9 protein-coding genes and 1 tRNA gene are annotated in these 12,251 nt (G+C 52.3%); 9 read left to right on the top strand and 1 reads right to left on the bottom strand.

All coding sequences use genetic code 11. The annotated features are described in order from the left end of the window. Positions 1 to 40: 40 nt before the first annotated feature. The gene (locus AB1656_15465; GenBank protein MEW6236781.1) at positions 41 to 1,492 is read left to right on the top strand and encodes a hypothetical protein; all 1,452 of its coding nucleotides are present in this window, start codon (positions 41 to 43) and stop codon (positions 1,490 to 1,492) included. Positions 1,493 to 1,644: 152 nt separating this feature from the next. On the opposite strand, the gene AB1656_15460 is transcribed toward AB1656_15465, so the two are convergent. Beyond that, a complete protein-coding gene (locus AB1656_15460; GenBank protein ID MEW6236780.1) occupies positions 1,645 to 2,757 on the bottom strand; it encodes an NAD-dependent epimerase/dehydratase family protein in 1,113 nt (370 codons plus the stop codon). A gap of 201 nt (positions 2,758 to 2,958) precedes the next feature. On the opposite strand from AB1656_15460, the gene AB1656_15455 reads away from it, so the two are divergent. From AB1656_15455 to AB1656_15420, 8 genes are all read left to right on the top strand, one after another. Then, positions 2,959 to 3,041, top strand: a tRNA-Tyr gene (locus AB1656_15455). Positions 3,042 to 3,153: 112 nt separating this feature from the next. Continuing rightward, positions 3,154 to 4,296: a tyrosine--tRNA ligase gene (locus tag AB1656_15450; protein MEW6236779.1), complete on the top strand. Its 1,143-nt coding sequence runs from the start codon at positions 3,154 to 3,156 to the stop codon at positions 4,294 to 4,296. A 71-nt stretch (positions 4,297 to 4,367) separates the two neighbouring features. Continuing rightward, complete coding sequence (gene hisH / locus AB1656_15445; GenBank protein MEW6236778.1) at positions 4,368 to 4,982, top strand: imidazole glycerol phosphate synthase subunit HisH; 615 nt, start codon at positions 4,368 to 4,370, stop codon at positions 4,980 to 4,982. A gap of 24 nt (positions 4,983 to 5,006) precedes the next feature. Further along, a complete protein-coding gene (gene hisF, locus AB1656_15440) occupies positions 5,007 to 5,786 on the top strand; it encodes an imidazole glycerol phosphate synthase subunit HisF (GenBank protein MEW6236777.1) in 780 nt (259 codons plus the stop codon). Positions 5,787 to 5,869: 83 nt separating this feature from the next. Then, the gene (locus tag AB1656_15435) at positions 5,870 to 7,312 is read left to right on the top strand and encodes a hypothetical protein (protein ID MEW6236776.1); all 1,443 of its coding nucleotides are present in this window, start codon (positions 5,870 to 5,872) and stop codon (positions 7,310 to 7,312) included. A 33-nt stretch (positions 7,313 to 7,345) separates the two neighbouring features. Next, positions 7,346 to 8,356, top strand: coding sequence for a GHMP kinase (locus AB1656_15430; GenBank protein MEW6236775.1), 1,011 nt, complete (start codon positions 7,346 to 7,348; stop codon positions 8,354 to 8,356). A gap of 162 nt (positions 8,357 to 8,518) precedes the next feature. After that, entirely contained in the window at positions 8,519 to 8,677 is a 159-nt protein-coding gene (locus tag AB1656_15425) for a hypothetical protein (protein MEW6236774.1), read from the top strand. Positions 8,678 to 9,091: 414 nt separating this feature from the next. After that, positions 9,092 to 12,133, top strand: coding sequence for a hypothetical protein (locus AB1656_15420; GenBank protein MEW6236773.1), 3,042 nt, complete (start codon positions 9,092 to 9,094; stop codon positions 12,131 to 12,133). Positions 12,134 to 12,251: the final 118 nt, after the last annotated feature.

The raw sequence follows: 12,251 nt of genomic DNA, 5'->3' as shown, positions 1-12,251 counted from the left end.
AATTACAGAGTACATTACGAACAAATTGGAGGTAGAAAGAATGAGAAAATCGGTTTTTGGAGTAACAATGGTTTTGCTTATTGGAATGGCATCCGCAGTTCCAGCGCAGGTTTTGATACCCGCCGACCATGCGGCAGCTGGGGTAAAAGTGTTGGTTCCTGACACCGTCTTCTTCAAATCGACAGTGGCGATGGGGACCTATTGGGAGCCTTTCACGGACATTTTTGGGGATGGAACCGTGGCAATCATCGCCGGAGCGTTTCCCGAAGGACAGACTACGGGAATGAACGCCAAGGTGGCGTTTATCAATGAAGACGGATCCATCCAAGAGTATTGGGCGTTCTATACGGATGCGGGAGAACCGTATACGGGCAGTTTCAACGAAAAGCGGAAGGATGGAAATCCGCCGCGCATCGCCACGGATCGCCGTCCGGGCGGAACCATGTACGTCGTAGGCGAGGAGTCGACTCCGTATATGTATGACGTATTCAACACGGATGGACGCTGGGATAAAAGTTTCGTCTATACGGACGAACGCGTCGCCGCCGTGCAAGCGTTCAACAAAACTGCTTCCGGCCCGCAAAAACTGACGAATGTCATCGATCCGGTTTACGGCAGTGGAACTATTGAGGGCGGTCAGAACAATCAGATGCGTTTTGGCGGCGAAATTCGCTTTTTATCCAATGGAAACATCCTGGTTGTCGTCGAAGACCGCAATCAAGTGATCGTTCCTGGCGGGAACGGCGCCGTGGCGACGATATTCGACAGTAAGACCGGCGGCGTTATCAAAGGCCCCTTCAATGCGGCGGGTGATGGGAAACCTCACAGCATTTGGTCCAACGTCGCGGCGTTTAATGGCGGCTTCGCCGTGCGGACGGAAGGGATCATGACTATTTACGATAACGACGGGAACATGAAGTATTACTTGAACCAGGCGGAATGGTCGACGGTAAAAGACACAGGCCGCGGCGACGATATCCGAATCGCTTCCAACTACACCAGCGATTACGTTTGCATACTCGGCTCGGAAGCCAGCGTGGGAGATATGGTTGTCTCCCGCGTCAACGCCCAAACTGGCAAGCCGGACAAGGAAGTGATCGTTAACGAGCTGGAAATTTGGGATTTGGGGACGTTCGGACGCGGCGATTTAGCCGTTGACGAATACGACAATGTCTGCGTTTGCTACCAGTTGGTCAGCAGTCCGGCGAAAGGTCAGATCATTGCCCGCGTACTCAACAGCGACCTGGAGCCGGCAACTCCCACGTTTTACGCATTCCAGACTTTCGAACGGGGAGACGAAGCCGAATTGAAAGGCTACGAAGGCAAGGAAGTCAACGTATCCATGAACAACAAGCGCATCGTCATTGCGGCGAATGGCCAAACGTTGGATCCAACCACCAACGCATTAACCCCGCCGGAACATACGTTCGCTATCGTTTTGGAAAATCCCTTGAAGAAGGATACGTCCGTCGATACGTGGGAGTTGTATTAATCGATTGAGGGGAAAATGGTGGGCTACGCTTCGCTTTGAGCCCACCCTACTTAAGTTCCGTCGATCCGTGGGAGTTGTATTAATCGATGGAAGACGAACGATTTTTCAAGGCCCGTCCGGCGATTCCGGACGGGCCTTGCTTTATGTTCATTTCATAGAATCTCCAGATGATCCAGCACCCAGCGGGCGAGTTTGGCGACGCCTTCTTCCACGCCGACTTTGGGATTCCAGCCTAGTTTTTCTTTGGCGTTGGCGATATTCATGATGCAGACTTTTTGATCGCCAGGGCGCCAATCGTGGAAGGAAATGTCCGGTTCATACCCCAGTTCCTTAATCAATAGCGGGCCGAATTCGCGCCAAATACTAAGACTTTTTTCCGGACCGCCGCCGATGTTGAAGACTTCGCCTTTGAGGACGCCAATGTTTTCAATGGCTTTCAGGTAGGCGTCGACGAGGTCGTCCACCCAAAGAATATCCCGCACCTGTTTGCCGTCACCGTAGATGGCGATGGGTTTTTTCTTGGCGGCGGCGATGAGGAACCATGCCGCCCAGCCCTGATCTTCCACGCCGAATTGCCGGTGACCGTAAATCGCCGATTGACGGAAAACCACGGAACGCAAGCCGTAAATTCGCGAATAATCGCGGACGTATTGATCGGCGCAGCCTTTGGAGCAGCCATAGGGCGAATGGAAATCCAAGGGGCAGGCTTCATCGATGCCTTGGGGATAGTCGGCGAATTCGTAGCGCGTTTCGCGTTCGGCGATGCGGATATGCTCCATGCCTCCATAGACTTTATTCGTCGAGGAAAAAAGAAAAGCGGGATCGGTTCCAGAGAGGCGTATGGTTTCCAGCACGTTAAATGTTCCTAGAGCGTTGATGGAAAAATCGGTGCGGGGATCTGCGACGGAAGTCGTTACCGCCACTTGGGAAGCCAAATGAATCACCGCATCGAAGGATTTGAATTTTTTGAAGAGATTTAGCAAATCGGTTTCATATCGTATATCGCAGTGTTGAAATTGGATGGCGGGATGATTTTCCCGCAGCCAGGCTAGATTCGATTCCGAGCCAAGGCGGGAGAGGTTATCGGCCGCCACAACTTCTTCGCCCAGCGATGCCAGGCGATGAGCCAAATTGGAGCCGATGAATCCGGCGCCTCCAATAATCAAGTATCTCATAGTCGTCTCTTGAATTTCTTGAATGATGATAAGCGGATCGATCGAACGGCCGCTTATCCACGCCCGCGCTTCCGCTTTGGCGAATGACAAACAGAACTCTTATTATCGGGAGGAAGGCGCTTTTCTTCAAGTTCCAGGAACGCCGTCTCCACTCCTTGACTTTCTTGGACATCGAAGCAAAATTATTCTTCCTGAAAGAATTCGGAATGAAAACTTACGAGGTTTTCACGATCGAAGGAATCAGGCGGGAGGCGGTGGACGGCTTCCCCATCAAAGAAGCATACGATTCATCCAGGGGTGCCCGAGCGGCCAAAGGGAGCAGGCTGTAAACCTGCCGGCGCAAGCCTACGGAGGTTCAAATCCTCCCCCCTGGATTTTTTTATTTATTCAGCCTTCCGGCGCAACGTCTCTTGTTAATCGTCGTTCGCTGCGATTATTTCCGAGAAAATCTATAATCACGAATGCCAACTCTATTCAAAAAAACTTATGAACGCCGAAGAACGATTCCAACTCATCACCGCCAATTTGGACGAAACGCTGACCGAAGATCGCTTGCGAGAATATCTGCAAAAAAATATTCCCTTGCGCCATTACATCGGTTTTGAAATATCCGGCGAAATCCATCTGGGAACCGGGATTCAGTGCATGGCCAAAGTCGCCGATTTTCAAAAGGCGGGCGCAGAATGCACGATTTTTCTCGCCGACTGGCATAGTTGGATCAACGATAAATTGGGCGGCGACATCGAGCTGATCCGGTCTATGGCCTACGGGTATTTCGCCGAAGGTCTCAAATGCTGCTTGAAAGCGGTGGGCGGAAATCCGGATGCCGTTCGCGTCGTGCTCGGTTCAGACCTTTACCGGGATCATCCCGATTTCTGGACGACGTTCATCGAAGTATGCAAGAACACCACGCTCAAACGCATTATGCGCTCTATCACGATTATGGGCCGATCGGAGGGCGAGGCCATCGACTTCGCCAAACTGGTTTATCCGCCGATGCAGGTGGCGGATATCTTTACAATGGGCGTTAATCTCGCTCATGCGGGGGCGGATCAGCGCAAGGCGCACGTCATTGCGTTGGATACGGCCAATCAAATCAATACCAATCCGCTGCTGGACAACGAAGGCGGAAAAATCGCTCCCGTCGCCGTGCATCATCAATTGTTAATCGGCTTGGGCAAACCGCCGATGTGGCCGATCGATCCCGAACGTATTCAAGAAGTATGGACGGCGATGAAGATGAGCAAATCGAAGCCCGACACCGCCGTCTTTATTACGGACGAACCGGACGAGATCGAGCGCAAGATTAAAAAAGCGTTTTGCCCGGAAGGGGAAGTCGATTTTAATCCCGTTCTTAATTGGACGCGGCATCTCGTTTTCGCTTTGGGACGCGGGCCGCTTTACATCCAGCGCAAGGCGGAGCACGGCGGCGATTTGAGTTTCGCAAACTATAAGGAACTTGTAGATTGTTTCGGCAAGAAAGAATTACATCCCTTCGACCTGAAAGTGGCGGTCGCGAGAAGCATCGCCGATCTTTTAATCCCTGTGCGCGAGCATTTCGCCCAAGAAGAGCATCGACGGCATTTGGAATCATTGCGCCAAGTCATGAAGGAAGTGAAATTACGCTAGTACTCTTTGACATTTGAAATTGTCCCCTCTCCCAGAAGGCGAGGGAATTTTTCCGCGAGGCTATAACTATCATGATCGCCATTATCGACTATGAAGGGGGCAACCTGACTAGCGTTCAGCGCGCCGTCAGGCATATCGGCTGCGACGCCCAAATTACGAAAGACGCCGCCATCATTGCAGACGCGGATCGCTTGATTTTTCCCGGCGTGGGAGCGGCTGGCGCGTCGATGGAGGCTCTTAATCGAGCTGGATTAACGGATGTCGTCATAAGGGAAGTCCAAGAAAAAAAGAAGCCGTTTTTGGCCATCTGCATCGGCATTCAGATTCTTTTCGAACGCAGCGAAGAGGACGATGCGGAGTGTCTCGGTTTGCTCAAAGGATGCGTAAAGCGATTTCCTATCAGCGGTTCCTGCGCAGGATTGAAGATTCCCCAAATCGGATGGAATCAAGTTTATCAAAAGCAGCCGCATCCATTCTTCAACGGAGTGGCGGACGGCGCCGAGTTCTATTTCGTCCATTCCTATTATTGCGAACCCGCCGATCCTGCGGTCGTTGTGGGTGAGACCGAATATGGCATCCGCTACGCCAGCGCCGTCGCTTTCGAAAACATCTTCGCTACGCAATTTCACTTGGAAAAAAGCGGACCGGCGGGCTTGCAGATGCTGGAAAATTTTTGCAAAGCTTAGGCGGAACCAAGGGGGATAAAAATCATGTTGACGAAGCGAATTATTCCCTGTCTCGACGTCCGCGCCGGGCTGGTGACTAAAGGCGTCGAATTTAAAAACAACATCGACCTGGGCGATCCGGTGGCGATGGCGAAGAAATATTACGAAGAAGGCGCGGACGAGATCGTCTTCTACGACATCACCGCCAGCAGCGACGAACGCGATATCATGATCGATGTCGTCAGCCGCACCGCCGAAGAGATTTTCATCCCCTATTCCGTCGGCGGCGGCTTGCGGACGTATGACGATTTACGGCGGACGCTGCTCGCGGGAGCTGAGAAAGTCAGCGTCAATTCCGCCGCCGTACTCCATCCGGAAATTATAACGCAAGGCGCCAAAGGCTTCGGCAGCCAGTGCATCGTTTTGAGTATGGACGTAAAGCGGGTTGCGCCATCAACTACGATCCCTTCCGGATATGAGATTTATATCAATGGCGGACGCAAGGCGATGGAATTGGACGCTATCGCATGGGCTAAGAGAGGCGAGGAACTGGGCGCGGGCGAATTGGTCGTCAATAGCATCGATGCGGATGGAACGAAAGACGGCTTCGAAATCAACCTGACGCGGCGCATCGCGGAAGCCGTGGGCGTTCCAGTGATCGCCAGCGGCGGCGGGGGAACGCCGGAGCATCTGCGCGAGGTTTTCACCGAAGGCAAAGCCGACGCCGCCATCGTGGCCTCCATGATCCACTTCGAAACCTATTCCATTTCGCAGATAAAACGTTATCTCCATGCAAACGGCGTCGTAGTGCGCAAGACGTTTTGAAAAGAAATGATGAATTTTGAATTTTGAATTAAAAATTAAAAATCAAAAATTAAAAATCAAAAATTATCATTCATCATTCAAAAATGTGGAATCTCTCGCTGCTTATACAAAAGCATTTATTACAAATCGTAGAATCCAAGCATGGCGCATTGGACGGCTTGCGCCGACGGTTGCATGAGGGGGAAACTCAGCTTTTATCCCCTATTATCGATACGATCGATCGCCATTACGATGACGCCGTAAAGAAAATCGGCAAATTGCCGGAATCTCTATTAAAAGCCGTTTATCAGCCGGAGTTCCGTCTCCGGACGATTCAGACGGTAATCGAAGCGGCGAATAGCGAACCGCTGAGTCCTCCCTTAGCGATTATTCCCCGGCGGGATGACGCTCCACCCATTCCTCCTTTTCCCGTTTTCGCCATACTCGTCGAACAGCTGCCTCACGCCCTCAATGAAGTTTATCCTTTGATGGTGGACTCTTATGTCTACGATTTGGAAACGCAAGGCGCGAGACGGCGAAACGTCGTCTGTTCGCATATTTCCTGGCTCGGCGGCGATTTTCGTTTATGGAGGGGGATGATTTGGCTGGAAGACCGCGACAATCCTATCGAAATGGAATTCGATCCGCCGCTGGCGATGGAAGGGGCGCTTTTTCTCTGCATGACGCCGGAGACGCATAAGGACTACAGCGCGCGATGCAAAGACATGGGAATCGCGCAGATCAACGCTTATGAAGAAGTGGAGAAGGCTGACGATAAATACGCTTGTTATCGAGCGTGGAATTCGGCGGGAGTACCTACGCCGGAAGCGGCGCTGGTTTCGAGAGGCGGCGATGGCAAAGATTTGCCGTCGAAATTAAAAAGCGCCTTTTACGAATTGTTCCCGCAAGAAAAAGACGAACGCATCGTTTTGATAATGCAGCCGAATCGGGGAACGGAGGGGCGCGGCGTTCGCGCTTTCGAGGGACCGCCGGATTGGGAAGGTTTGCTTGCGCTTCATGCCGATCTGCTCGATCATGCTAGAACCATCGCCAAGGTAGACGATATAATCATTCGTAGAGGCGTAGGAAATGTTTTCTATCGCCAGGAAAATGGCGAAGACGCCTATTTCGATCTGCGCATGAACGTCGTAGAGGGGAAATCGGAAAGCGGTTTTTTGATGGCGGCGCGTCCGCCGTCGTTTATCTCCTCTCCCGGGCAAGGGGGACGCATTATCGAATGGAAGCGCCGCGAAGTTTTTCCTCTAATAGCGGAAGGACGATCCCATCCCTTAACGATGGGGAGCGATGAATGGAAGATGATTGAAGCTGTTGCCGAGGAGGCGCTTTCTGCGCTTCCCCGATGTAAAATAGCAGGAATCGATTTGCGTTTGGAATGGAGGAATGAGAAACCGGAATGGAAGCCGTGGGTATTGGATATCAATCCCCGTCCGGCGGGATTAGCGCATTCCCGCTTTACGGATACGGGCGAGCCGGGAGTGACGCGGCGGTTATGGAATCGGCTGATTGTGGAAAGAGATAAAGGATAATAAGATTCATAAGGCTGAAAACAGGAGTAAGCCATGTCGCAGATAATTGAAACCTATGCTTACGCCCGGGCGGGATTGATCGGCAATCCATCCGACGGCTATTATGGCAAAACGATATCCATATCCGTGCGCAACTATCGGGCGCGCGCCGTTTGCTATCCTTCCGCCAATGTGGAGATACGGGGATGCGCCGTCGACAATCCCGTTTGGGAGTCTATCCATCATCTGCGGGAAAGCATCAAACTCAACGGCTATTATGGCGGCGTGCGGCTCATACGCGCCCTGATTAAGCGCTTCGCCGATTACTGCGATCAACATGAGATTCGCCTTCCCAAACGCAATTTCACCATTGAGTACGAATCGGATATTCCCGCGCGCGTTGGACTAGCCGGTTCCAGCGCCATCATCACCGCCAGCTTGCGCGCATTGATGGAATTCTACGGCGTGGAGATTCCCATGGAATTGCAGCCCAGCCTGATCCTTTCCTGCGAACGGGACGAATTGGGAATCGGCGCGGGATTGCAGGATCGCGTCATCCAGGTTTACGAAAACGTGGTTTATATGAATTTCGACCGGGAGTTGATTGAGAAGGAAGGGCATGGCATTTACGAACCGCTCGATCCCGCTCTGCTGCCGCCGCTTTACATCGCCTACGACACGCGGTTAGGTGAAGGATCAGAAGTGTTCCATAACAACATCCGCGAACGTTTCAACCAGGGCGATCCCGTTGTCGTGAACGCCATGAAGCAGTTCGCCCAGTTTGCGGAAGACGCTAAAAGCGCCTTGCTCCAACGCGACCATGAGACTCTCGGGGAGTTGATGAACAAGAACTTCGATCTGCGCTCTTCCATATTCAGACTGCGCCCCAGCGATCTCGATTTGGTTTTTCGCGGGCGTTCCGTGGGAGCGACGGCCAAGTTCGCCGGTTCCGGCGGCGCCGTTATCGGGACCTACGAAGGAGAGAAGATGCTGCGGCAATTGAAGGAGACCTACGCGGAAATCGGCGCGGAAGTGATCGTACCGCAGATTACTCCCGAACCGTAAAAGGCGAAGATGTTACTTTTTCGGCGCGCGGCGCGTACAATGTAAATGAGAAGACAAATGTTTTTTTAGAAAGCGATGGGTGAATCCATGCGATTTTTACTTTCTTTGTTCCTGTTTGGATTGCTCTTGGGGATGATAGGCTGCGCCTCCACGGAGGGCCGGATGAGCGCTTATCAACCGTGGTATAACGATCTGAATCCGGCTTATGAAGACGAGGATTTCGATTCGGATTGGTCCATTGTCGACATTGGACCGAAATTATTAACCTGGCCGCGCGACCATTATTCCGATGTGGGAGAAGATTTCGGCGATTTTTGGTGACAATTTCGAAGTAATACCAATCTGCATTGAGATTGTCGCTTTTCAAATTCCTCTCCCAAGATTGGGAGAGGTTAGGTGAGGGTTGATATTATTGGACTTATTATTCCCTCACCCTAACCCTCTCCCAGAGAGCGAGGGAATATATAAGCAATAATCCTAACGCATACTGGTATAATTTGTGGCTTTTATTTGGAACAGGCCAGGATTTCTTGGCCTGTTTTTCTTTGAATTCCTTTAGATAGTACTTGATAGAAAATCCCCATCCATAATCCGCTTATGGATTGATGAATAGGCCGTCGATGAATTAGAGTAATAGGGTCGATGGCGGATTCGATATTTTGAAATTTGAATCGCAACGGCTCAAAATGAAGTCTAATCATTATCGAGTTAATTTTTATAAAAAGGGGAAATCAAATGCGTCTGGCTTATCAATTCTTATTGACGATATTGGCGGTTTTATTTAACTTCGCTATTCTACAGCTTCCAGCGGCGCTGGCGGCGGAAGAGGCGGTGAAAATCGTAGCCGCCCAGCCTCTCGATCCTGCGGAATCATTGGGCGAGAGGCCTTACGAAATGGTATGGGCCAATCGCGAGCCGCCGCATACGCCATTGGTTCATTTCGACTCGTTGGAGGGTTGGACGTTGGAATGCGAAAAGGGAGCGGAGGGGAAATTGATCGGCTCCAACAAGCAGCGAGTTTGGGAGTCGCCGACGGCGCGGATGATCTATCGCGGCGACTCTCCGGATAGCGCCGTTACGCTGCGCCCGCCTGCGCCGATGGATATCGGCGATCCCGTTTCCGCCGCTACTGTATGGATTTACGGCAACAATTGGGGCTGGGTTCCCGATCCAACGACTCCCCAAGTCAACGTCGATTTGTTGCTGCAAGACGGCGAGGGCAAGGCGCATAATTTGGAGATAACGCGGGTGCGGTGGAAGGAATGGTGGCTGGCGCATAAAATTCTTCCCCAAGAATTGCAAGCGAAGCTGCCGTTGAAATTGTTGGGAATAAAAGTTCGCGGCTGCGCCAATAAGGAAGACCGGGAACTCTTTTTCGAGGATATCTGTTTTTACAAGGAATCCCTGGAGCCGATCGCCTTCGCTCCACGCCCGCAGCGCGGCATCGATCCTTTCCCCGGCCAGTCTGCCGGGGCGAATACGGGGCCGGGGCGTTTGCCGTTCCCCACTCGCGAAGAGACGATTCTGCCGGAAAACGGCGTGGAAAAATTCAAGACGCAGATGCTTTTTTCGAAAGATATGAAGCGATTTCGCGCCATCTATTCGGCGACGGATATCGTATTGGAATTTTGCTGGTCGCCCGGCGAAGCTTATTGGGGGCCGATTCAAGCGAAGATGAACCGTATTCCCGTCGCCGATATCCTCGCGGAGGCCGGTCCCGTTTTTTCGGAGAAATTGAAAGATATGCATTTGACGCAATGCGAAATGAAAGACGAGACGGCTCATGCGGAATGGAAGGGGAAGCTGGGCGATAAGGAAATTGCGGTGGAATCGTCGATCCGGTTATGGCAAAAAAGTTTAGTAGTGGATTTCATCTGCCGGGGCGGCGATGCGGTGGAATTGTCTTATGGCAAGTTTCTAAATGTGCGGGAGCCGGAATTGATGCAACTGCCGTTCATGAATTATGGCGGCCATCATTTGAATGTCTTGATGTCTCATGGCATAGAGCCGTTTTTCGCTTCCGTATGGATGGATTGGTATCGCTCGAACGCTTCAGCGCCTTACGCCGCCGATAAAATCGAGAACGGAGAAATCTTTTTGAATGGCGGCGTGCGCTATCAACCCAAAACGGACGGCAAGCGCAACGATATGTACGAGCGCTTTTTCGTTACGCTGGCTCCCACTTTCGAGGAGACGCTGGCGACGATTCCCAATACTCCCGCCGTGGAAGGGGAGATAGCGGGGACGCGGTTGTGGCAGGAGAGCTGGGGGCCGGGAGATTACGAGAAGGAGCATCAACGCTGCCTGACTCTGCGCGCCTACGGCATCGAAATGCTGACGCAGTGCAATCATGAAATCACCTGGCGCAACGAGGGCGAGAGTTTTACGTTCCGCACCAAGGCGTCGCCGGCCAAAGGAGGCGACGAAGCGTTGCAGAAATACGTCGCAGCGCAGAAATCGCTAGGTTGGCGTTCGGGATTGTATACGAACTATTGCGATTTCTCGCCGGTGAATTCCTATTGGAACATCGACAGAGTGATGCGCCATTCGTCCGGCGATCTCGTAACCGCCTGGCCGCGCTGTTATTCCCCCAAGGCGCTATACGCCGTGGAGATGGATCGCGAACTCGCTCCCGCCATTCATGAAAAATATCAATCCGACGCGGCGTATACGGACGTGCATACTTCCGTCTCTCCGTGGGATCGGACGGATTACGACGCCCGCGTTCCCGGCGCGGGAACCTTCGCCGCTACGTTTTACGCTTACGGCGAGCTGTTGTTGAACGATCAACAGGTTTACGATCATCATTGCTGGTCGGAGGGAAATCATCAGTGGCTCTACGCCGGACTTTGTACGGGGAATTACGGATTGGCGTACAGCGGCCTGAAATTATGGCGATATCCCTATCTTCCTCATTTCGATCTATTAAAAATGCACTCGCTCAGCGTGGATATCGGGATGCCCTGGACCGCTTATTTCTTCGATCAAAAAGAGGGATGGGATAAGCCGGAAAATATTGATGGAAGCATCGATCAATTCATCGCCGCCACTATCGCCTACGGTCATATTGGATGGCTGGTGGAAGAGAGTCACGGCATCCGCCGCGCTTGCCGTTCCTATTATACGATGCAGCCGTTGCAAAGCCGCTATGTCATGAAAAAGCCGCAAGCGATTCGCTATGGAACCGATGCGGGAACGATTAGTTCTTCCGAGGCGTTTCTGAATGGAGAATGGAAGCAGTCGCGCTTGGTTGTGCGTTATCCCGGCGGCTTGGAAATTTGGGTCAATGGCCATGCGGATAAGCCTTGGCGCGTAACGCAGGGAGAGGATGTCCACGAACTGCCGCCATATGGCTGGTTGGCGGTTCAAGGCGGCGATTTTTACGTGGCGTCGGAGCTGGTGGAGGGAAGCCGTTGCGACCGCGTCCTCTCGCCGGAGTTTATTTTCATCGATGGGCGGGGCGTGGAGCGCGTTTTTGGCGGCGTCGGCGTTTCGGGCTGCGCCGCCGTGAGGAAGGCGAAGGATGGGGAAGGGCTTTCCATCATTGCCGTGGAGGGCGTGGATCGAATCAAGATTGTTTCTCCCGGCGGCGAATATGGCGCCGCTGACGTTCGCGCCCGGATTGCGTCCGCCGCCAAGGCTAAAACTTTTTCCGCGACGGCATGGGACGTCAATGGCGAAAATCTGGGAGAAGCAAAGGCCGAATCCAGCAAGGAGGGGTGGACGATTTCCGCCAAAGGAAAAGCCATTCGCTATGAATTGAATTGGAAAGAATAGCGCCGATGCTTGAGAAGGCTTTTTTCCCGCAAAAGAAACGCTTAGAGTGGTTTCGGCGCCTATTCAATTCGCTGGCGTCCGGCAAAAATAGACTGAGAGTCGCATCATCGAATCGATA

The sequence above is a fragment of the Candidatus Omnitrophota bacterium genome, from assembly GCA_040755155.1.
GTDB lineage: Bacteria > Hinthialibacterota > Hinthialibacteria > Hinthialibacterales > Hinthialibacteraceae > JBFMBP01.
The sequence above is the reverse complement of the archived record's forward strand: the minus strand, read 5'-3'. Positions and strand labels throughout refer to the sequence as shown.

What these genes read in the sequence shown, in the direction of transcription:
- hisF (MEW6236777.1), top strand. Translation starts at nt 5,007, where the DNA reads ATGTTGACGAAGCGAATTATTCCCTGTCTCGACGTCCGCGCCGGGCTG.
- AB1656_15430 (MEW6236775.1), top strand. Translation starts at nt 7,346, where the DNA reads ATGTCGCAGATAATTGAAACCTATGCTTACGCCCGGGCGGGATTGATC.
- hisH (MEW6236778.1), top strand. Translation starts at nt 4,368, where the DNA reads ATGATCGCCATTATCGACTATGAAGGGGGCAACCTGACTAGCGTTCAG.
- AB1656_15425 (MEW6236774.1), top strand. Translation starts at nt 8,519, where the DNA reads ATGAGCGCTTATCAACCGTGGTATAACGATCTGAATCCGGCTTATGAA.
- AB1656_15465 (MEW6236781.1), top strand. Translation starts at nt 41, where the DNA reads ATGAGAAAATCGGTTTTTGGAGTAACAATGGTTTTGCTTATTGGAATG.
- AB1656_15450 (MEW6236779.1), top strand. Translation starts at nt 3,154, where the DNA reads ATGAACGCCGAAGAACGATTCCAACTCATCACCGCCAATTTGGACGAA.
- AB1656_15420 (MEW6236773.1), top strand. Translation starts at nt 9,092, where the DNA reads ATGCGTCTGGCTTATCAATTCTTATTGACGATATTGGCGGTTTTATTT.
- AB1656_15435 (MEW6236776.1), top strand. Translation starts at nt 5,870, where the DNA reads ATGTGGAATCTCTCGCTGCTTATACAAAAGCATTTATTACAAATCGTA.